The organism is Enterobacter cloacae complex sp. SHL022 (assembly GCF_049237785.1).
GTDB classification, from domain to species: Bacteria; Pseudomonadota; Gammaproteobacteria; order Enterobacterales; family Enterobacteriaceae; genus Enterobacter; species Enterobacter hormaechei_C.
Map to the genome: position 1 here is coordinate 216,625 of NZ_JBMKJH010000003.1, position 19,138 is coordinate 235,762.

Below are 19,138 nucleotides of genomic sequence, written 5' to 3' on the forward strand. Positions count from 1 at the left end.
TTCGGTTGCCGTTTTTTATGTTTGTTCCCTCTCCCCGTGGGAGAGGGCCAGGGTGAGGGCATCAGGCCGCACAAAATCACCCGCCCACGTAATACCGCTTCACCTCATCAAACTGCATCGCAAAGTCGATATAGCTCATCAGCGCAGGCGAATTGAGCTTACGGCTCGGGTAGGCCAGCCAGAGATCGTTTCCCTCAACGCTCCACGCCGACAGCACCTTCACCAGCGCGCCCTTTTCGATCTTATCTTCCAGCAGGAATGCGGGTAACAGCGTGATCCCCGCCCCGGCAATGGCGCATTCCCTGGCGTACACCAGATTATCCGTCATATGAGCGTTATCCGGCAGGTAGCGGTAATCCTCATTCTCGCTTCGCAGAAGCCACTCCGACCATGCCCGGTGCGTAATGCAGCGATGCTCCACCAGCTGTCGGGGATGAATTAACGGCTCCCGGCGTGCCAGGTAGTCGGGCGAGGCCAGCATGTAGCGCGGACAGTGCCCAATCATGCGGCCAATCAGGGAAGAATCCTGCGGTTTGCCGGTGCGCAGCGCAACGTCAAAGCCAGACTCGACCAGATCCACCACGTCGTCTGAGATCGACACATCCAGTGACACGTCCGGATAGCGAAGCTGGAACTCGGCATTCATATGCGCCAGCAGCGTCGCGCCAATTCCTGCCGGACAGGTGATCCGCAGCCGCCCGCTGGGGTTTTCTCGCAGCCGCTGAATGGCATACTCCGCGCGCTCGCTGGCCGCCAGCATCTCGCGACAGTGCACCAGATAGTGCTCGCCCGCAAACGTCAGGCTTATTCTGCGCGTCGTGCGATTCAACAGACGGATCCCCACCTGCTGCTCCAGCTGGCTAATGCGCTGGCTGACGCTGGATTTTGGCAGTTCCGCCTTCTGCGCCGCCGCGGTAAAGCTGCCCATCTCGGCCACCAGCGCAAACAGTGCCATATCCTGAAGCTGTTTAAACATGATTGTTCACTCTGTACGAACGCTGAGTTCTGGATTGTCCATCTTATCATGCGGCTGACCACTTAATAGACTAGCCTCAACAAAACGAATGCCATTGAGGAGCACACCATGTCAGTGAAAGCCATTGCCGTTAACCCAGAAAATCCCTCCACCTTCGTTGAAATCACCCCGCCGATGCCGCAGCCCGGCGAACACGATCTGCTGGTGGAGGTGAAAGCCGTCTCCGTAAACCCGGTGGACACCAAGGTACATGCAGGCATTGCTAAAAGCGGGCTGAAGGAGCCGCGCATTCTCGGGTGGGATGCCAGCGGGATCGTAAAAGCCGTTGGGGCTGGCGTCACCGGATTCAAACCGGGTGACGAAGTGTGGTACGCGGGGGATATCACCCGACCGGGCAGCAATACCACACATCAGCTGATCGATGCGCGCATTGTCGGGCACAAGCCTGCAAGCCTTGACTGGGCCGCCGCGGCTGCACTGCCGCTGACGGCGCTCACCGCGTGGGAAGGCCTGTTTGAACGGCTGAAGATTCAGGATGCCGACGCAGATAAAACGCTGCTGATTATTGGCGGCGCGGGCGGGGTGGGATCGCTGGCGATCCCGTTTGCGAAGCACAACAGCAAGGTAAAGGTGATCGCAACGGCGTCCCGTGAAGATTCCGCCCGGTGGTGCCGCGATCGCGGTGCAGATGTGGTGGTGAACTACCGCGATCTGAAAGGCGAACTGGCGAAGCACGGGCTGACCTTTGTGGATTACATTTTCATCCTCAACGACACCGACGGGCACTGGGATGCGGTCAGCGACCTGATTGCACCGCAGGGGCATATCTGTTCCATCGTTGAGAATGAACATCCGCTGAACCAGGACAAGCTGAAGTCCAAATCCGCCGCGCTGCACTGGGAATTTATGTACACCCGCAGCATGTATCAGACGGCGGATATGGCGCGTCAGGGAGAGATCCTGGACGAAGTCGCGAAGCTGGTGGATAACGGCGTAGTGGAAAGTTCGCTCAGCGAAACGCTGCACGGGCTAAGCGTGGAAAGCATTACCGAAGCGCACCGCAAGGTGCTGGAGGGGCATATGCGTGGGAAGGTGGTGGTTGAGTATTGATTGGACTGATTCCCTTACCCTGGCCCTCTCCTAAAGGGAGAGGGTGATTAAAGTCCCCTCTCCCTTTGGGAGAGGGTTAGGGTGAGGGGTAAATCTTTTACCCCTGCTCCCCCATCATCTCCTTCACCAGCTCGACGCAGCGCAGGAAACGGGTGTCGTAGTCCGACTCTTCCACATGGACAAACTCAACGTTGTTCTCGTTAAGCATCTCTACCAGCATGGTCTGGAACTCACGCCTGTCCACGGAGCTGCCCAGGCTGCGCATGCCGTCGGCCACCCATGGGGTGTTGTTTTCCAGCAGGATCACCAGGTCAAAGCGGTATTCGTCAATCAGCGCCTGCACAAACGGGTGCTCGCGCCCCTCGTACTTTTTGCAGAACGCCTGCGTGGTGACGAAATCGGTATCAATAAAGGCGACTTTATTGGCGTATTTCACCGCGAAATCAATGTACTGGGCATGACCGAGCGCGATTTTATCGTAGTCGGAATACTGCAACGCCATCTCGTCGCCGCCAAGGTGTGAAAAGACATAATCGCGGCCATACTCCCACGCGCTGGTGGTGTTGAAGATGTTCGCCAGCTTATTGACCAGCGTCGATTTCCCGCTCGACTCGCCGCCGAGGATCGCCACCGTACGCACGAAGAACGGCTTCACCTCGGTCGGGATGTAGTCCCAGTAACGGAACGGGTTCTCGCGAATCTGCGCCCCGCTGATGTTCATGAAGGTGCGTTTAGGATCGATCAGCACCGTCTCGATACCCAGATGCTCGCGGAACTGCGGCGCGTCGGACTCTTCAGAGGTGTAGATCCAGTTAGGCGCAATGCCCTTCTCTTCCATAAACGCTTTGATGCCGTTGCTCCACACGTCCCAGCCGTGCGGATACGGCTCCATGCCCTCTTCGTTAAAGGCATGAATACGAATATTTTTCTGATATTTAAAGGTCTGAAGCAGCCAGCGCAGGCGGTCCGGCACGGTGGGCTGCTGCGACATGGCGCTGTCTTCAAACAGCTGGCGATCGCGGGTTTCATCATAACCCATGATGATATGCAGCTCGTCGACCTGGCTACAGGCGCGCTGGATCAGATAGATATGCCCGGTATGCAGCGGGTAGAACTTACCGAACACCACGCCAATGTTCTTTTGCATCCGCGGAAATTCAAGCCCCAGAAAACGGTGCAGCGCTTCCAGCTTCTGCGCGCTGGGGCTTTTGATTTTGGCGTTCAGCAGTTGGCTCAGGTAGCCCTTGGTCATGCCGCTGGCGTCCGCCACCTGCTGCAACGTGCAGCCCTTCTGGCGGATAGCGGTCTTGATGTAGTCAAATGATGACATAAATTACGGTGCCTCCTGCAAAATCGAATACGTAATTATAAGTCGTCAAAGACATTTAACGCATCTGCGAGTTTTTTAACGCCGAAAACCTGCATCCCTTCCGGAATTTTTTTCGGCACGTTGGCGGCCGGAACAATCGCGCGGCGGAAGCCATGTTTTGCCGCTTCGGAGATACGCTCCTGACCGCTCGGCACCGGGCGGATCTCGCCGGCCAGCCCTACCTCACCAAATACCACCAGATCCTGCGGCAACGGTCTGTCGCGCAGGCTGGAGACCATTGCCAGCAGCAGCGCCAGGTCCGCGCTGGTTTCCGTAACCTTCACCCCACCAACCACGTTGACGAACACATCCTGATCCGCCATTTGCAGACCGCCGTGACGGTGCAGCACCGCCAGCAGGATCGCCAGGCGGTTCTGTTCCAGACCGACCGCCACGCGCCGCGGATTGCCCATCATCGAGTGATCCACCAGCGCCTGAATTTCAACCAGCAGCGGACGCGTTCCTTCCCACAGCACCATCACCGAACTCCCGGACGTGATCTCGTCGCCACGGCTCAGGAAGATGGCCGACGGGTTGCTGACTTCGCGAAGCCCCTGCTCGGTCATGGCAAACACGCCCAGCTCATTCACCGCGCCAAAGCGGTTTTTATGGCTGCGCAGGGTACGAAAACGGGAATCCGCATCGCCATCGAGCATCACCGAGCAGTCGATACAGTGTTCAAGCACTTTCGGTCCCGCCAGCGAGCCGTCTTTGGTCACATGACCAACCATCACAATCGCCACGCCGCGCGTTTTGGCAAAGCGCGTCAGGTAGGCCGCGGTTTCACGCACCTGCGCCACGCTTCCCGGTGACGACTGAATGTCAGCCATATGCATCACCTGAATGGAGTCGATCACCATCAGCTTCGGCTGCTCTTCTTCGGCGATCATGCAGATCTGCTCGATGCTGGTTTCCGACAGCATATTCAGATTGCCGGTCGGCAGGCCGAGGCGGTGCGCGCGCATCGCCACCTGCTGGAGTGATTCTTCCCCCGTGACGTACAGGGTTTTCATCTGTTCGGCGAGCTTGCAGAGCGTTTGCAGCAGCAGGGTCGATTTACCCGCGCCCGGGTTACCGCCGATGAGTATAGCGCTGCCCGGCACTACACCACCGCCGAGCACGCGGTCAAATTCTTTGAATCCGGTTGAGAAGCGCGGCAGCGCCTCAAGGCTGATATCCGAAAGTTTTTGTACCTTCGACACGCCTGCATTGCCCGCATAGCCGCTCAGCCGTTCATTGCGGGCCACGCTCGGCGAAGCCGCCACACCACGCACTTCGGTGATGGTGTTCCAGGCATGACAGGCGCTGCATTGCCCCTGCCAGCGCGGATAATCCGCACCACATTCATTACAGACAAATGCGCGTTTTGGAGCTTTCGCCACGGTTTACCTCGTTATTTTTGATTAATGCTGCCGGAGAGAATACAGAACACCCCCATCAGATCAGCATGACGGATAGTGACTTCCGTCTTTTCATTCACTTTCGGTTTGGCATGGTAGGCAATACCCAGCCCGGCAACTTTAATCATCGGCAGATCGTTCGCGCCATCGCCGATGGCGACGGTCTGCTCGACCGGGATGGCATATTTCTCTGCCAGACGCGTCAGCGTATTGGCTTTGTACTGCGCATCCACGATGTCGCCGATGACCTGTCCGGTGAGTTTGCCGTCCATGATCTCCAGCTCGTTTGCCACCACGGTGGTCAGACGCAGCTTGTCACGCAGGTAGTCGGCAAAGAAGGTGAACCCGCCGGAGGCAATCGCCACTTTCCAGCCGAGCGTCTCCAGCTTGAGTACCAGCTGCGTAAGCCCAGGCATCAGGGGCAGTTCATCGCGCACCTGACGCAAAATGTTAGCATCGGCCCCCTTCAGGGTCGCCACGCGCTGTCTCAGGCTGGCGGTGAAATCCAGCTCGCCGCGCATCGCGCGCTCGGTGACTTCCGCCACCAGCTCTCCGCTGCCCGCCAGTTTAGCAATCTCGTCAATACACTCGATCTGAATGGCGGTGGAGTCCATGTCCATTACCAGCAGGCCGGGCGTTTTCAGGTGCGGAATTTTGCCGAGGGGAGCAACGTCCAGCCCGGCGTCGTGCGCCAGACGCGTGGCGCGCTGCGTCAGGGAACCCGCCAGGCGAATGACCTGATAATCTTCCACACACCAGGCCGCAACGATGACCATCGCTGCGCCCAGTTTGGTTTGATACTGGGTGAGGCGTTGCTTATCCAGGCCGCGTCCGTACAGCAGCCAGCCGCTACGGCCAGCGTGGTAATCGAGAGGCATCACCTCATCGCCACTTAAAGAGAGCGGCAATCCTGGCCATAAAGAGACATCCGTTGGCAGGTCGCACCAGGTAATGTTCGGCATTGAAGCTCCTGTAATTTCGTTCGCGCCGGAAGGTTCCAGAGGGAAAATAACGCATGAGGCTACCCTGTAACCATCACTTCTGGCAACATTAAGCCGTAAATTTTAAGCAGGTGGAATATGGCTCGCGCAAAACTAAAATTCCGGCTTCATCGCGCCGTGATTGTCCTGATCTGTCTCGCACTATTAGTGGCGCTGATGCAGGGGGCATCCTGGTTTAGCCAGAATCACCAACGACAGCGTAACCCGCAGTTTGAGGAGCTGGCCCGGACGCTGGCGCGCCAGGTGACGCTCAACGTTGCGCCGTCTATGCGCACCGAAACGCCGGATGATAAGCGAATAGCCCAGGTATTGCGCCAGCTTACGGAAAACAGCCGCATTCTGGATGCGGGCGTGTACGATGAACAGGGCGACCTGATTGCCCGCGCGGGTGAGCATGTCGACGTGCGCGACAGGCTGGCGCTGGACGGCAAAAAAGCCGGTGGTTATTTCAACCAACAAATCGTCGAACCCATTCAGGGCAAAAATGGTCCGCTCGGCTATTTACGTCTGACACTCGACACCCACACCCTGCCAACCGAAGCCAAACAGGTAGATAACACCACCAATATTTTGCGCCTGATGCTGCTGCTCTCGCTGGCGATTGGCGTGGTACTGGCACGTACGTTGCTCCAGGGCAAGCGCACCCGCTGGCAGCAGTCACCGTTCCTGTTAACCGCCAGCAAGTCGGTTCCCGAAGAGGAAGAGAGCGAGAAGAAAGAATAGTGATAAAGTAGGCGGATGATTCGGAAAAGGAACTCTGCCATGTCGACGTTACGCCTGCTAATCTCTGACTCTTACGATCCCTGGTTTAACCTGGCGGTAGAAGAGTGCATCTTCCGCCAGATGCCTGCCACCCAGCGCGTCCTGTTTCTCTGGCGCAACGCTGATACGGTCGTTATTGGCCGCGCGCAAAATCCGTGGAAAGAGTGTAACACCCGCCGTATGGAAGAGGACAACGTCCGCCTGGCGCGCCGCAGCAGCGGCGGCGGTGCGGTATTCCACGATCTGGGCAATACCTGCTTTACCTTTATGGCGGGCAAGCCGGAATACGACAAAACCATCTCGACCTCCATTGTGCTTAATGCGCTCAATTCGCTCGGCGTGACGGCTGAAGCCTCGGGACGTAACGATCTGGTGGTCAAAACGCCCGATGGCGACCGCAAGGTATCCGGCTCTGCCTATCGCGAAACGATGGATCGGGGATTCCACCACGGCACATTATTGCTGAATGCCGATCTGAGCCGTCTGGCTAACTACCTTAATCCAGATAAGAAAAAGCTCCAGGCTAAGGGAATTACCTCCGTGCGCGGTCGCGTGGCGAATCTGGTGGAACTGCTGCCCGGGATTACTCATGAGCAGATTTGCGATGCGATCCGTGAAGCCTTCTTCGAACATTACGGTGAGCGGGTAGAAGCTGAAGTGATCTCCCCTGACAAAACACCGGACCTGCCCAACTTCGCGGAAACCTTTGCGCGCCAGAGCAGCTGGGAGTGGAACTTCGGCCAGGCACCGGCCTTTTCACACCTGCTGGACGAACGGTTTACCTGGGGCGGCGTGGAACTGCACTTTGACGTGGAGAAGGGCCATATTACCCGCACGCAGGTCTTTACGGATAGTCTCAATCCTGCACCGCTGGAGGCGCTGGCCGCACGTTTACAGGGCTGTCTGTACCATGCAGACAGTCTGCAACAGGCGTGCGAAGCGCTGTGGGTGGATTTCCCGGACCACGAGCGGGAGCTACGGGATCTCTCCCAATGGATCGCTGGCGCGGTGCGTTAATAAAAACAAATAAGGGAAGTGAATACGCTTCCCTTATTCCTGAAAATTAACACACGAATATAAATAAACAGGGAACATACACAAAATATATATTTATAGCTTATATATTAAGGGGAATTACATTCAAAAATTAACACTCCTTAATGTAAAGTTAACTTTTCCTCTAGAATAATAGACAGCAAGAAATAGTTTTTCTATTTCTTCTCCACACGTCTGTTTCGAACGTTAAGGATTAACGATGAAAAAAATCATTATTGCAACCGCTGTTGCAATGACCCTCTCTGCGACTGCACATGCCGACTCTACTGCGGTATTAAAATTAAAAGGCGTATTAACCAACAACGCCTGTACCCCAACGCTGAGCGATGGCGCTGTCGTTGATTTCGGCACTAAATATATCAGCTCGCTCTCCGCAACGGCAGATAACCAGCTGGGTTATAAAGATATTTCTCTGACTATCAACTGCTCTGCCGCAACGAAAGTAGCGTGGTCCATTACCGATGATCACGCAGATTCAATGAAGAAAATGACCATCGATAACGCCACTTTCGCGGGCGATCAGGCATGGAGTTCAACTAACCAGTACGGCGTAGGTAAAACGGCTGGCGGCGTCAATATCGGCGCTTACTCCGTGGGTATGAATTCGAATGTAACCGTAGATGGAAACGTCAAAGCATTAGGTTATTCTGCGATAGCAGATGATCCAATGTGGTTACTTGCGAATACGGGTTCGCAGCTCGTCACTCATAGTGACGGTTCTATCCAGTATAGCGCACTAAATAGCAGTGATCGGACGTTGGTTCCCTTTATGAATGCCGTATTCCCGCTGCGCGTTGCGCTGGCGGTGCAGAAAACTGACACCCTGGCGATTACCGACGATACCCCGATCGACGGCCAGGCCACCATCACTTTGCATTATCTGTAACTGGCTCATTTCGCTTGTGAACTGAGCGTGATGGCCTGCATTTGTTAAGGAACAACAATGAAAAAGATTTTAGTTGCCACTGCCGTTGCGCTGGCCCTCTCCGCAACTGCCGCTAACGCCGCCTCTACCGCCGTACTGAAAGTGACCGGTTTACTCTCCGTTGCCGCCTGCACCCCGCAGTTAAGCGGCGGCGGCGAGGTGGATTATGGTCTTATCCACCTGGCGGATCTTTCCGCGACCAGCGTTAACCAGTTGGGTCAGAAAGATATCTCCCTGACCATCACCTGCCCGGTAGCCACTAAAGCTGGCTGGACCATCAGCGATGACCGCGCAGACACCCATCCGGGTGCTTCTGTGATCACCATTAACACCGCAGACGCGGCGGGCGGCAACGTTTCCGACACCACCCAGTCCTACGGCGTGGGCAAAACCGCGCGCGGCGTGAAAATTGGCGCTTACTCCATCTTTGCTGATGTGGCGAACGTCACCGCCGACGGCGTGAAATCAGACGTTATCTCCGGTACCGTGGACAGCCCGTCCTGGCAGAAAACCGCTACCGGTATCATCAAAAACGCCAACATGGAAATGATGACCGTGGCCGCTTCCGGCACCACTGCGCCGCTGCCTTTCACGACCGCAGTATTTCCGCTGAAAACCTCCCTGGCGATTCAGAATACCGCGGCCCTCGCGATTACCGATGATACCAACCTGGATGGTCAGGCCACGATTACCGTTAAATATCTCTGATTATCAACCCGATAAAGTGTGAACTATGCCTCCTCTTAACAGAGGAGGTATTTTGTCAGGTTAAAGGATTAATCTTGATGTCAGTTAAAACCACGATCGCTCAGTGCGTCATTGCCGCACCGTTATTATTCTCTGCTCTCTTTGCTCAGGCGTATGCCGCCGGAATGGTGCCAGAAACCACGCTGCTGGTTATTGAAGAGTCGACTCACAGCGGCACCATGAACGTAAAAAATACCGACACCTTCCCGGCCCTGATCTATACCATCATTGTCGATCTTCCTGACGATACAGGCGTGACGTTAAACGCGTGACCCTTGAGGCTATCCCGCCGAAAAACACCGATAAACATATGTGGATCGGCTTTAACCTGAGTCAGGATCTGCCCAACGGCATCAAGAACATTTCTGTCGCCCATACAGCCTTCAGGGAGCTGGATTTCAAAGTACTGAATACCCGTCGCGTAATGCTCGAAGTGAAACGTGCAGACGGCTCGTGACTGTCAAAAGGGACCAGTATCGTGGATGAGAAAAACAACTACCTGGTCAGCGCGGTGGACAGCGGGCGTGTTTTTGTCACTGATATGTCCAATAGCCCGGCACTTTATGCCGTTGACGATAATATGCAGCGCATCTGCCGCATCGATTAATCCCTGAGTGAGACTCAGGACAAAGAATCGTTTTATGAAACTGCTAAAGGAGTCTGTAAATGAAACACCTTGGTAAACATTTACTGATGACTTTTTCGCTAATGGCTACGCTTTTTACGCCTGCCTCGTGGTCCGCCGATGAGTGCCAGCTCACCCTCACCCCGGTGCTGAATGACCGCCAGTTTAATCACATAGGTGATACGGTGACGCTGGAAAGCAATTTGATGTGGGAAGTGTTGACGAAGTAAGCACCATAGGGGGCAAACCTGCCCCCCTGAAGAAAACGAAATTACTCTTGATCGCCCAGCAGAACGGATTCCAGCGCGATTTTGATCATGTCGTTGAAGGTGGTCTGACGCTCGGCAGCGGTGGTCTGCTCGTGAGTACGGATATGGTCAGACACGGTGCAAATGGTCAGCGCTTTCGCACCGAATTCAGCCGCCACGCCGTAGATACCGGCCGCTTCCATTTCCACACCCAGAATGCCGTATTTTTCCATCACGTCGAACATGTCGCCTTCTGGCGAGTAGAACAGATCGGCAGAGAACAGGTTGCCCACGCGCGCGTCTACGCCCAGCGCTTTTGCCGCGTCAACCGCGTTACGCACCATGTCAAAGTCAGCAATGGCCGCAAAGTCATGATCTTTAAAGCGAATGCGGTTGACTTTAGAGTCGGTGCACGCGCCCATGCCGATCACCACGTCACGCAGCTTAACGTCCATGCGAACCGCGCCGCAGGAGCCGACACGGATGATTTTCTTCACGCCGAAATCGGTGATCAGCTCTTTGGTGTAGATGGAGCAGGATGGGATACCCATGCCGTGACCCATCACGGAGATTTTGCGGCCTTTATAGGTACCGGTGAAGCCCAGCATGCCGCGCACGTTGTTCACTTCACGCACGTCTTCGAGGAAGGTTTCTGCAATGTGCTTCGCGCGCAGCGGGTCGCCCGGCATCAATACGACGTCAGCGAAATCACCCATTTCTGCATTAATGTGAGGAGTTGCCATCTTCAGTTCCTTTTACATTGTTGTTTTTTCCGGGTGGCGGCTGCGCCTTACCCGGCCTACATTCTGTTTTCCCTCTCCCTGTGGGAGAGGGTCGGGGTGAGGGCATCAGGCCTCACCCAATCCGTTTAGAACATAGCCTTGCCATATTCCATGTCAGACGTACCAAAGTATTTCGCAATCGTCTGGCCGATGTCCGCGAAGGTTTCACGGTGACCCAGCGAGCCCGGTTTGACTTTCGGGCCGTACACCAGCACCGGAATGTGCTCACGGGTGTGGTCGGTACCGGTCCAGGTCGGGTCACAGCCATGGTCAGCGGTCAGGATCAGAATGTCATCTTCTCCCACCAGCTCCATCAGCTCTGGCAGACGGCGGTCAAACAGCTCCAGACCCGCAGCATAACCGGCGACGTCGCGACGGTGGCCCCAGGAGGAGTCGAAGTCCACGAAGTTGGTGAAGACAATGGTCTTATCGCCCGCTTCTTTCATCTCTTTGATGGTGGCGTCGAACAGCGCATCCAGACCGGTCGCTTTGACCTTTTTGGTAATGCCGCAGTTGGCGTAAATGTCCGCGATTTTACCCACGGAAACCACGTGACCGTCTTTCTCGTCGACGAGTTTTTGCAGCACGGTCGGCGCCGGTGGCTCCACGGCCAGATCGTGACGGTTGCCGGTACGCTGGAAGTTACCCGCTTTGTCGCCGATAAACGGACGCGCGATAACGCGGCCAATGTTGTAGCCGCCTTCGGTCAGCTCTTCACGGGCGATTTCGCACAACTCGTACAGTTTATCCAGGCCAAACGTCTCTTCATGGCAGGCGATCTGGAAAACGGAGTCAGCAGAGGTATAGAAAATCGGCTTGCCGGTTTTCATGTGCTCTTCGCCGAGCTGGTCCAGAATCACGGTACCGGAAGAGTGGCAGTTACCGAGGTAGCCCGGCAGGTTGGCGCGCTTCACCAGCTTATCAAGCAGCTCTTGCGGGAAGCTGTTCTCGTGATCGGAGAAGTAACCCCAGTCGAACAGCACCGGCACGCCGGCGATTTCCCAGTGGCCGGACGGAGTATCTTTACCGGAAGAGAGCTCGTGCGCCCACGCGTAGGCGCCCACCACTTCCGCGTTACCGTCCATACCGGCTGCGATCTTACCGGTAGAGCCTTCATGCGCTTTTACCAGCCCCAGACGGGTCAGGTTTGGCAGGTTCAGAGGGCCTTTACGACCGTTGTCCGCTTCGCCTTTTGCACAGGCTTCCGCGATGTGACCCAGGGTATCGGAACCCACGTCACCAAATCGTTCTGCATCTTCGGTTGCGCCGATGCCGAATGAGTCCAGCACCATAATAAATGCACGTTTCATAATTGTTCTCCGTACTTAGTGCTTCATAAAAATGCGATCAGATCAGTATACCGCTATTCAGTGATACGACGATAGACCGTCGGTGTGGTTTCCGGTGCTTTATCGTCAAGAGATATTGCCGCCTTCACCGCTTTCGCCGCGTCCTGCCAGCTGGCTTCATCTTTCGCGTGGATCACCGCCAGCGGACATTGGCCGTCAACGCAGTCACCCAGACGGGCCATATCGGTAAAGCCGACGCTGTAATCAATGGTGTCCGATGCCTGACGACGACCGCCGCCCATAGACACGACAGCCATGCCGAGCGCGCGGGTATCCATAGCCGAGACAAAGCCTTCGCTGTCCGCATAGACCGCTTTGCTGAGCATCGCGGTGGGCAGGTATTTCGCGTAGTTTTCCACGAAGTCGGTCGGGCCTTTCTGCGCCGCCACCATCCGACCAAAGATCTCCGCCGCTTTGCCGTTGTCCAGCACCGCCTGAAGCTTCGCGCGCGCGTCAGCGTCGTCTTTGGCCAGCTTGCCGGAGATTAACATCTCAACGCACAGCGCCATGGTGACATCGAACAGGCGCGGGTTACGGTATTCGCCTGTGAGGAACTGCACAGCCTCGCGGACTTCAACCGCGTTACCGGCGCTGGAGGCCAGCACCTGGTTCATGTCCGTCAGCAGTGCGGTGGTGCGCACGCCCGCGCCGTTGGAAACGCCAACGATCGCTTCGGCCAGCGCCTCAGAGAGTTCATAGGTCGGCATAAACGCGCCGCTGCCCACTTTCACATCCATCACCAGCGCATCCAGACCTTCCGCCAGTTTTTTGGCAAGGATAGAGGCGGTGATCAGCGGGATGGAGTCTACGGTCGCGGTAATGTCACGCGTCGCGTAGAAACGCTTATCTGCCGGAGCAAGAGAGCTGGTCTGGCCGATAATCGCCACGCCAACGTCTTTAATAATGTCGCGGAAGCGGTTGTCATCCGGGAAGATATCGAAGCCCGGAATGGCTTCCAGTTTGTCGAGCGTACCGCCGGTGTGGCCCAGGCCGCGCCCGGAAATCATCGGGATGTAACCCCCGCAGGCTGCCACCATCGGGCCAAGCATCAGGGAGGTCACGTCGCCCACGCCGCCGGTGGAGTGTTTGTCCACAATCGGGCCGTTGAGGTTGAGGCTTTTCCAGTCCAGAACGGTTCCTGAATCTCGCATCGCCATGGTCAGCGACACGCGCTCAGGCATCGACATATCGTGGAAGAAAATGGTCATCGCCAGAGCCGCAATCTGCCCTTCAGAGATGGTATTATCACGAATGCCGTTGATAAAAAAGCGGATTTCTTCGTCGCTTAATGCATGACCATCACGTTTTTTACGAATAATTTCTTGTGCGAGAAACACGGTAACCTCCATGCGGAATCGGGTGAATGGCGGCGGGTATGTTGACCCGCCCCACGATCCTGTAGGCCGGGTTAGCGTAGCGCCACCCGGCAATTCAACTTAGTAGCTGCTTGCGCTCTTACCGTCGCCGTGACCCAGCGCTTTCAGCAGGCTGGCCAGCAGGCTGGACGCGCCGAAGCGGTAGTGGCGGGAGTCCGCCCAGTCGGCGCCGAACAGCTCGTCGGCAATCGCCAGGAACTGCTGAGCGTCTTCTGCGGTACGCACGCCGCCTGCCGGTTTGAAGCCAACGGTTTTGGACACGCCCATATCACGGATGACTTCCATCATGATGCGTGCGCTTTCCGGGGTAGCGTTGACCGGCACTTTACCGGTAGAGGTTTTAATGAAATCCGCGCCCGCTTTGATGGAGATTTCAGACGCCTTACGAATCAGCGCCTCTTCTTTCAGCTCGCCGGTTTCAATGATCACTTTAAGCAGCACGTTTGCTGCCGCACATGCGTCTTTACAGGCTTTCACCAGGTCAAAACCGACCTGCTCGTTGCCGGCGATCAGCGCGCGGTACGGGAATACCACGTCAACTTCGTCTGCGCCGTACGCAATCGCTGCGCGGGTTTCTGCCAGCGCGATCTCGATATCGTCATTGCCGTGCGGGAAGTTAGTTACGGTGGCAATGCGCACATCCGGCGTGCCCTGCTCTTTCAGAGTTTTGCGGGCAATCGGGATGAAGCGCGGATAGATACAGACGGCGGCGGTGTTACCCACTGGCGTTTTCGCCTGATGGCACAGGGCGATGACTTTTTCATTGGTGTCGTCATCGTTCAGGGTGGTCAGGTCCATCAGTTTCAACGCGCGCAGGCTGCTTGCAGTTAAATCGGTCATAACATTCTCCAACGGCAGTGCCGTATAAATTTTACCTTGCGGGTCTGTGAGTATTCTAACATTCACCCGCATCCACACTTCGACATTCATCACAGTTAATGAAAACTGTGTGCAAATTTGCATTACTGTAATGAGATCTGCTTCAAATTTTAGTGCGTTAATTGCTGACTAAATCGGCGATATCCCCTTTCTGATCAAAAGCGCCACCAGGCTGGCTTCCTACAATTCGTTCACTATCCGCAGAACAACCAAGGAAGTGAACATGCCCGACGCCCTGCAACAACGTTGCCAGCACATTGTGACCAGCCCGGTGTTAACCCCAGAACAAAAACGTCATTTTCTGGCGCTGGAAGCGGAGAACAATCTGCCCTATCCCGCTCTGCCAGAGGCGGCCCGCGCCGCACTGGACGAGGGATTCATCTGCGACATGTTCGAAGGCCATGCGCCTTACAAACCGCGCTACGTGCTGCCGGACTACGCTAAATTTCTGGCTAACGGCTCAGAATGGCTGGAGCTGGAAGGGGCGAAAGATCTGGATGATGCCCTCTCGCTGCTCACTATCCTTTATCACCATGTTCCGTCCGTCACATCGATGCCGGTCTATCTGGGCCAGCTCGATGAAATACTCAGCCCCTATGTTAAAATTCTAACACAGGATGAAATCGATAGCCGAATAAAACGTTTCTGGCGTTACCTGGACAGAACGCTGCCCGATGCGTTTATGCATGCCAATATCGGCCCGGCGGATACGCCTGTCACCCGAGCCATCCTTCGCGCGGATGCAGAACTGAAGCAGGTTGCGCCGAACCTGACCTTTATCTACGACCCGGATGTAACCCCCAGCGATCTGCTGCTGAGCGTGGCGAAAAACATTTGTGAATGTAGTAAGCCGCATATTTCTAATGGCCCGGTGAATGATAAAATTTTCACAAAAGGTCGCTATGGCGTGGTGAGCTGTTACAACTCCCTGCCGCTGGCGGGCGGCGGCAGCACGCTGGTGCGCCTAAACCTGAAAGCGATTGCGGAACACAGCCGCTCACCGGAAGACTTTTTCACCCGTACCCTTCCCCACTACTGCCAGCAACAAATCGCGATCATCAATGCGCGCTGCGATTTCCTGTATCAACAATCCGGCTTCTTTGAGAATAGCTTCCTGGTGAAAGAGGGGCTGATTGATGCCGATCGTTTTGTGCCGATGTTTGGCATGTACGGTCTGGCCGAAGCGGTGAACGTGCTGTGCCAGAAAGCAGGCATTACGGGACGTTACGGTAAGAACGAACAGGCCAATGCGCTGGGCTACCGCATCAGTGAACAGCTTGCGGCGTTTGTCGAAAACACGCCGGTGAAACACGGCTGGAAGCAGCGCGCGATGCTTCATGCGCAGTCGGGGATCAGCTCTGACTCGGGCACCACGCCGGGCGCGCGCCTGCCCTACGGCGACGAGCCGGATCCCATCAGCCACCTGCTGGCCGTTGCGCCGCACCACAAGCACTACGCTTCCGGGATCAGCGACATTCTGACGCTGGATGAAACGGTAAAACGTAACCCGCAGGCAGTGGTCCAGCTCTGTCTCGGCGCGTTCAGGGCGGGGATGCGCGAGTTTACCGCCAACGTTGCGGGTAACGATCTCGTGCGCGTTACCGGCTATATGGTGCGGCTCTCCGATCTGGAGAAATACCGGGAGGCCGGCTCGCGCACCAACACCACCTGGCTCGGCGAGGAGGCCGCGCGCAATACCCGTATTCTGGAACGTCAGCCGCGCGTGATAAGTCATGAACAGCAGATGCGCTTTAGTTAGTCAGGTCATACCCTTCTCCTGCGTGGACGGGCCGGGCAGCCGCCTGGCGTTGTTCCTCCAGGGCTGTAACCTGCGCTGCAAAACCTGCCACAACCCGTGGACGATAGGGCGCTGCAACGACTGCGGCGACTGTGTACCCCACTGTCCGCATGATGCGCTGACGATTCAGGCCGGGCGCATCTGGTGGCAGGAGAGTCACTGTCAGCAGTGCGACACCTGCCTGCACCTGTGTCAGAAGCAGGCGACGCCGATGGCGCAGCGCTATAGCGTCGAGGAGATCCTCTCCCGGGTTCTCACGTGCGCGCCGTTTATTGAGGGCGTGACCGTCAGCGGGGGTGAGGCCACCACGCAGCTGCCGTTTTTGGTTGCGCTTTTCACCGCAATCAAAGCCGATCCGTCCCTGCGCCATCTGACGTGCCTGGTGGACAGCAACGGCCTGTTAAGCGAAACCGGCTGGCAAAAGCTGTTTCCGGTGTTTGACGGCGCGATGGTGGATCTGAAAGCCTGGGGCAATGAACATCACCGTTTTCTGACCGGGCGCGAAAACACGCTGATCAAGCAGAGCATCCGCTGGCTGGCCGATCGTCATCGCCTGACGGAGCTGCGCCTGCTGGTGATCCCCGATCGGTGTGATTATCTGCAACATCTGCCATCGCTGACCGCTTTTATCCACACGTTGGGGAACGTTCCGGTGCGGATCAACGCGTTTCATGCCCATGGGGTTTACGGGGAGGCGGCGAGATGGCGGAGCGCCACGCCGGAGGACATCGAGCCGCTGGCGCAGGCCCTGGAACGGCAGCAGATCACGGTGATCCGCCCGGCCCTTTATCTATAGCGTGATGCCGAAGACCGCTCGGGTATTTTCCAGCAGCGCGCTGGCAATCACATCTTCAGGCTCCTGACGCAACTCACACAGCACATCAAAAACGCGCGCCGCCTGCTCCGGGCGGTTAGGCTGGCCCTGAAAACCATTCAGCGGCATGTCAGGCGCATCCGTTTCCAGCAGGAGCGAGGTCAGCGGGAGCTGTGCCATCACATCACGGGTTTTGCTGGCACGCGGATAGGTAATGGTGCCACCGACGCCAATTTTATAGCCCAGCTCGATAAAACGCTGCGCCTGCTGAAGGCTTCCAGCGAAACCATGGACCACGCCCCTGCGCGGCACGTCGATGCGCTTCAGGTGCATCGCCAGTTTGTCATGGGTACGTCTGGAGTGGAGGATCACCGGCAGATCGTGGCGCTTTGCCAACCGGAGCTGCGCGTCCAGAATCGTCTGCTGGCGTTCAAACTGCGGATCTTCACGATAGAGATCGAGGCCGATCTCACCGATGGCAACCAGCTTCGTATCCGCGTTTTGCAGCGTGGCATCCAGCCTGTCGAGATGGTCATCAAGATGGTGCTCAATAACGATCGGATGCAGACCCAACGCGGCATACAGCGCATCGTGCCCCCGGGCAAGCGCCAGAACTTTCTCGAATCTCGCCGCTTCAATAGCGGGCACAATAATGGCTCTCACACCGGCCTCAGCCGCACGCGCAAGACTGGATGTTTCCTCCCCGCTAAACGGCGGGAAATCAAAGTGGCAATGGGTATCGATAAAGCAGTGCGTCACGCCAGATCCTCGTTATCGAGTAAGCCATCGTTGGCCTGCGGCGCGTCCACCAGCGGCATCGCCACCGCGTCATTGGCCACAACGGCAGGCGGCAAAATGATGCTTTTATGCCGATGAAGAGGCGGTTGCTCGGCCAGCATTTTCCCGACGGTCGCCAGGAAGTAACGCCCGCACAGCCGCCCCGTTTTGTAATCCATACGCAACGCAGGCAACCGACTGCCCAGCGCCATGCTCAACAGCGGCTTCGGCGGATAAATTTCAAAGATGCGCAGCTTGCCCGGTGGTTTTTCAATAAAACGCTGCATCGCGCCGTAGGTGGTTTCATGCTGCTTCGCAATATTCACCAGCGGTTGCAGGCTGCTGTCGCCCAGCCAGCGTTCCATCCGCTTAAACCACTGTGGGGTGTAATACATCTGCGAAGGCACCGTACGGATCACCACAATGGTTTTTGCCCCGCGCCGCGCCGCCTCCTGTACCGGCACCGCGTCGCTGATACCACCGTCAAGATAGCTTATCCCCTCCAGCAACGCGCCGGTGCGGTAGAATCCCGGGATCGCGCTGGACGCGCGGATGATATCCAGCCAGTTCTCTTTCTGCGGCGAAAAGTAACCCGGCGAATAGTCATCGCCACGGCTGGCGCACATCCAGAACTCTTTGCCGGTATCGAACAGTCGTGACGCGGTATCCATGGCCAGCGGCATCTGGCTGGAGGTGGCATCCAGTAACCAGTCGAGATCGATCAGGTTCCCGCCGCGCACGAAGCGTACCGGATTGAAGAATTCTTTCGAGGTGGTATAGCGCATAATCACTTTGCGCGCATAGCCGGGCTGGTTGCAGACATAGGCGGAGAGGTTCTGCGCCCCGGCAGAGGTGCCGAAATAGAGATCGAACGGGTTGAATTGCGCGCGCATAAATTCGTCGAGCACGCCGGCAGTGAAAATACCGCGCTGCCCGCCCCCTTCACAGACCAGCGCAAGCTGGCCTGCATGAAACGGTTTTAACGTCAGCGGCGCAATATTGCCGAGCGTAACGGGAATTCGTTGCCCCACCTCTGCCTTCCTGTTTTCATTATTGTGATGAGACACAGTAACGCACTTCCCCGGTGGTTCTCAAACGAGAAAAAGCCAGTCACGAGGACTGGCTTGAGTTTGTTTAGTAAATA

The 19,138-nt window shown here is 56.5% G+C and carries 18 protein-coding genes and 2 pseudogenes; 10 read left to right on the plus strand and 10 right to left on the minus strand.

All coding sequences use genetic code 11. The features are described from left to right. Nucleotides 1-76: 76 nt before the first annotated feature. Nucleotides 77-976 (minus strand): LysR family transcriptional regulator, encoded by a 900-nt coding sequence (locus ACOTZD_RS07845; RefSeq protein ID WP_022650376.1) that lies wholly within the window; start codon nt 974-976, stop codon nt 77-79. A gap of 108 nt (nt 977-1,084) precedes the next feature. Between ACOTZD_RS07845 and ACOTZD_RS07850 the strand changes: the two genes are divergently transcribed. After that, on the plus strand, nt 1,085-2,086 hold the full coding sequence (locus tag ACOTZD_RS07850) for a zinc-binding alcohol dehydrogenase family protein (protein WP_022650375.1): 1,002 nt from the start codon (nt 1,085-1,087) through the stop codon (nt 2,084-2,086). Nucleotides 2,087-2,183: 97 nt separating this feature from the next. Here ACOTZD_RS07850 and nadR read toward each other — a convergent pair whose 3' ends face one another. Genes nadR through serB form a run of 3 tightly spaced genes read right to left on the minus strand, consistent with a single transcriptional unit; the run spans nt 2,184 to nt 5,817 of the window. Next, nucleotides 2,184-3,416, minus strand: a complete 1,233-nt coding sequence (nadR, locus tag ACOTZD_RS07855; RefSeq protein WP_003856522.1) for a multifunctional transcriptional regulator/nicotinamide-nucleotide adenylyltransferase/ribosylnicotinamide kinase NadR — start codon at nt 3,414-3,416, stop codon at nt 2,184-2,186. A gap of 35 nt (nt 3,417-3,451) precedes the next feature. Next, complete coding sequence (gene radA / locus ACOTZD_RS07860) at nt 3,452-4,837, minus strand: DNA repair protein RadA (RefSeq protein WP_003856523.1); 1,386 nt, start codon at nt 4,835-4,837, stop codon at nt 3,452-3,454. An 11-nt stretch (nt 4,838-4,848) separates the two neighbouring features. Beyond that, nucleotides 4,849-5,817, minus strand: a complete 969-nt coding sequence (gene serB, locus ACOTZD_RS07865; protein WP_003856524.1) for a phosphoserine phosphatase — start codon at nt 5,815-5,817, stop codon at nt 4,849-4,851. Nucleotides 5,818-5,934: 117 nt separating this feature from the next. Here serB and ACOTZD_RS07870 point away from each other — a divergent pair, with 117 nt between their 5' ends. From ACOTZD_RS07870 to ACOTZD_RS07900, 7 genes and pseudogenes are all read left to right on the plus strand, one after another. Further along, nucleotides 5,935-6,579 (plus strand): YtjB family periplasmic protein, encoded by a 645-nt coding sequence (locus ACOTZD_RS07870; protein ID WP_015572615.1) that lies wholly within the window; start codon nt 5,935-5,937, stop codon nt 6,577-6,579. A gap of 39 nt (nt 6,580-6,618) precedes the next feature. Then, entirely contained in the window at nt 6,619-7,635 is a 1,017-nt protein-coding gene (lplA, locus tag ACOTZD_RS07875) for a lipoate--protein ligase LplA (RefSeq protein ID WP_023324128.1), read from the plus strand. Between the two features lie 238 nt (nt 7,636-7,873). After that, nucleotides 7,874-8,560, plus strand: coding sequence for a DUF1120 domain-containing protein (locus ACOTZD_RS07880; RefSeq protein ID WP_022650372.1), 687 nt, complete (start codon nt 7,874-7,876; stop codon nt 8,558-8,560). Between the two features lie 57 nt (nt 8,561-8,617). Continuing rightward, nucleotides 8,618-9,307 (plus strand): DUF1120 domain-containing protein, encoded by a 690-nt coding sequence (locus tag ACOTZD_RS07885; RefSeq protein ID WP_023315355.1) that lies wholly within the window; start codon nt 8,618-8,620, stop codon nt 9,305-9,307. Between the two features lie 77 nt (nt 9,308-9,384). Then, the gene (locus tag ACOTZD_RS07890; RefSeq protein ID WP_023315354.1) at nt 9,385-9,618 is read left to right on the plus strand and encodes a hypothetical protein; all 234 of its coding nucleotides are present in this window, start codon (nt 9,385-9,387) and stop codon (nt 9,616-9,618) included. 59 nt (nt 9,619-9,677) lie between these two features. Further along, nucleotides 9,678-10,016, plus strand: a pseudogene (locus ACOTZD_RS07895) (FimD/PapC C-terminal domain-containing protein); the annotation flags it as partial. A gap of 86 nt (nt 10,017-10,102) precedes the next feature. Further along, nucleotides 10,103-10,201: pseudogene (locus ACOTZD_RS07900) on the plus strand (hypothetical protein); the annotation flags it as partial. A 41-nt stretch (nt 10,202-10,242) separates the two neighbouring features. Here ACOTZD_RS07900 and deoD read toward each other — a convergent pair. The 4 genes from deoD to deoC form a co-directional block, all read right to left on the minus strand. Then, nucleotides 10,243-10,962, minus strand: a complete 720-nt coding sequence (gene deoD, locus ACOTZD_RS07905; protein WP_022650368.1) for a purine-nucleoside phosphorylase — start codon at nt 10,960-10,962, stop codon at nt 10,243-10,245. 125 nt (nt 10,963-11,087) lie between these two features. Then, nucleotides 11,088-12,311, minus strand: a complete 1,224-nt coding sequence (deoB, locus tag ACOTZD_RS07910; RefSeq protein WP_003856540.1) for a phosphopentomutase — start codon at nt 12,309-12,311, stop codon at nt 11,088-11,090. A gap of 53 nt (nt 12,312-12,364) precedes the next feature. Continuing rightward, nucleotides 12,365-13,687 (minus strand): thymidine phosphorylase, encoded by a 1,323-nt coding sequence (gene deoA, locus ACOTZD_RS07915; RefSeq protein ID WP_045345982.1) that lies wholly within the window; start codon nt 13,685-13,687, stop codon nt 12,365-12,367. Nucleotides 13,688-13,786: 99 nt separating this feature from the next. Further along, nucleotides 13,787-14,566, minus strand: a complete 780-nt coding sequence (gene deoC, locus ACOTZD_RS07920) for a deoxyribose-phosphate aldolase (RefSeq protein WP_003856543.1) — start codon at nt 14,564-14,566, stop codon at nt 13,787-13,789. A 262-nt stretch (nt 14,567-14,828) separates the two neighbouring features. On the opposite strand from deoC, the gene ACOTZD_RS07925 reads away from it, so the two are divergent. Together ACOTZD_RS07925 and ACOTZD_RS07930 are read left to right on the plus strand one after the other, a co-directional pair. Continuing rightward, nucleotides 14,829-16,364 (plus strand): YjjI family glycine radical enzyme, encoded by a 1,536-nt coding sequence (locus ACOTZD_RS07925; RefSeq protein WP_045350430.1) that lies wholly within the window; start codon nt 14,829-14,831, stop codon nt 16,362-16,364. Further along, complete coding sequence (locus ACOTZD_RS07930; RefSeq protein ID WP_045342576.1) at nt 16,339-17,199, plus strand: YjjW family glycine radical enzyme activase; 861 nt, start codon at nt 16,339-16,341, stop codon at nt 17,197-17,199. Before ACOTZD_RS07925 ends, ACOTZD_RS07930 begins: the two co-directional genes overlap by 26 nt. Here ACOTZD_RS07930 and ACOTZD_RS07935 read toward each other — a convergent pair. Beyond that, nucleotides 17,194-17,976: a TatD family hydrolase gene (locus tag ACOTZD_RS07935; protein ID WP_045342575.1), complete on the minus strand. Its 783-nt coding sequence runs from the start codon at nt 17,974-17,976 to the stop codon at nt 17,194-17,196. The genes ACOTZD_RS07930 and ACOTZD_RS07935 overlap by 6 nt on opposite strands. Then, a complete protein-coding gene (locus ACOTZD_RS07940) occupies nt 17,973-19,025 on the minus strand; it encodes a patatin-like phospholipase family protein (protein WP_003856550.1) in 1,053 nt (350 codons plus the stop codon). The genes ACOTZD_RS07935 and ACOTZD_RS07940 overlap by 4 nt, the downstream gene beginning before the upstream one ends. Nucleotides 19,026-19,138: the final 113 nt, after the last annotated feature.

Excerpts from the sequence above, each read along its gene's own strand:
- ACOTZD_RS07845 (WP_022650376.1), bottom strand. The coding sequence starts at position 976 with ATGTTTAAACAGCTTCAGGATATGGCACTGTTTGCGCTGGTGGCCGAG.
- ACOTZD_RS07880 (WP_022650372.1), top strand. The coding sequence starts at position 7,874 with ATGAAAAAAATCATTATTGCAACCGCTGTTGCAATGACCCTCTCTGCG.
- ACOTZD_RS07885 (WP_023315355.1), top strand. The coding sequence starts at position 8,618 with ATGAAAAAGATTTTAGTTGCCACTGCCGTTGCGCTGGCCCTCTCCGCA.
- deoC (WP_003856543.1), bottom strand. The coding sequence starts at position 14,566 with ATGACCGATTTAACTGCAAGCAGCCTGCGCGCGTTGAAACTGATGGAC.
- deoB (WP_003856540.1), bottom strand. The coding sequence starts at position 12,311 with ATGAAACGTGCATTTATTATGGTGCTGGACTCATTCGGCATCGGCGCA.
- ACOTZD_RS07925 (WP_045350430.1), top strand. The coding sequence starts at position 14,829 with ATGCCCGACGCCCTGCAACAACGTTGCCAGCACATTGTGACCAGCCCG.
- ACOTZD_RS07850 (WP_022650375.1), top strand. The coding sequence starts at position 1,085 with ATGTCAGTGAAAGCCATTGCCGTTAACCCAGAAAATCCCTCCACCTTC.
- ACOTZD_RS07890 (WP_023315354.1), top strand. The coding sequence starts at position 9,385 with ATGTCAGTTAAAACCACGATCGCTCAGTGCGTCATTGCCGCACCGTTA.
- ACOTZD_RS07930 (WP_045342576.1), top strand. The coding sequence starts at position 16,339 with ATGAACAGCAGATGCGCTTTAGTTAGTCAGGTCATACCCTTCTCCTGC.
- ACOTZD_RS07870 (WP_015572615.1), top strand. The coding sequence starts at position 5,935 with ATGGCTCGCGCAAAACTAAAATTCCGGCTTCATCGCGCCGTGATTGTC.
- serB (WP_003856524.1), bottom strand. The coding sequence starts at position 5,817 with ATGCCGAACATTACCTGGTGCGACCTGCCAACGGATGTCTCTTTATGG.
- nadR (WP_003856522.1), bottom strand. The coding sequence starts at position 3,416 with ATGTCATCATTTGACTACATCAAGACCGCTATCCGCCAGAAGGGCTGC.
- lplA (WP_023324128.1), top strand. The coding sequence starts at position 6,619 with ATGTCGACGTTACGCCTGCTAATCTCTGACTCTTACGATCCCTGGTTT.
- deoD (WP_022650368.1), bottom strand. The coding sequence starts at position 10,962 with ATGGCAACTCCTCACATTAATGCAGAAATGGGTGATTTCGCTGACGTC.